The organism is Streptosporangium vulgare, from assembly GCF_042428775.1.
Classification (GTDB): Bacteria; Actinomycetota; Actinomycetes; order Streptosporangiales; family Streptosporangiaceae; genus Streptosporangium; species Streptosporangium vulgare.
Genome location: NZ_JBHMBS010000184.1, coordinates 1 through 539 on the forward strand (window position 1 = coordinate 1; position 539 = coordinate 539).

A 539-nucleotide genomic window follows, 5' to 3' on the forward strand; every position below is an offset into this window, starting at 1 on the left:
TCACAGCAATTTGCGCATTGTCACCAACAATCTCAACGTTGCTAACACGTTGATGGTAAAAGAAGATTTTCGCATCATTCTCGCCGGTGGCGAATTACGCAGCCGCGATGGCGGGATCATTGGCGAAGCGACGCTCGATTTTATCTCCCAGTTCCGCCTTGATTTCGGCATTCTGGGGATAAGCGGCATCGATAGCGACGGCTCGCTGCTGGAGTTCGATTACCACGAAGTTCGCACCAAACGCGCCATTATTGAGAACTCGCGCCACGTTATGCTGGTTGTCGATCACTCGAAATTTGGCCGTAACGCGATGGTCAATATGGGCAGCATCAGCATGGTAGATGCCGTCTACACCGACGCCCCGCCGCCAGTAAGCGTGATGCAGGTGCTGACGGACCACCATATTCAACTGGAGCTGTGCTGATCCTGCACGGCTTCCCACGTCAGACCAAAACGCGCCAGGTATTTGCGTAGCCGATCCGCGTCATTGACGCTGGCTTTGCCCTGGCGCGAAACGTCAAAAAGCTGGCGTCCGGCTG

1 protein-coding gene and 1 pseudogene are annotated in these 539 nt (G+C 54.9%); one reads left to right on the top strand and one right to left on the bottom strand.

Annotation, left to right across the window (positions count from 1 at the left end; genetic code table 11):
- A pseudogene (locus ACFFRH_RS45030) lies at positions 1 to 424 on the top strand (hypothetical protein); the annotation flags it as partial.
- On the opposite strand, the gene ACFFRH_RS45035 reads toward ACFFRH_RS45030, so the two are convergent.
- Positions 406 to 539 (bottom strand): hypothetical protein (locus ACFFRH_RS45035; RefSeq protein ID WP_512701163.1); only part of this gene is annotated, 134 nt, incomplete at its 5' end. The pseudogene ACFFRH_RS45030 and the gene ACFFRH_RS45035 sit on opposite strands and share 19 nt — an antisense overlap.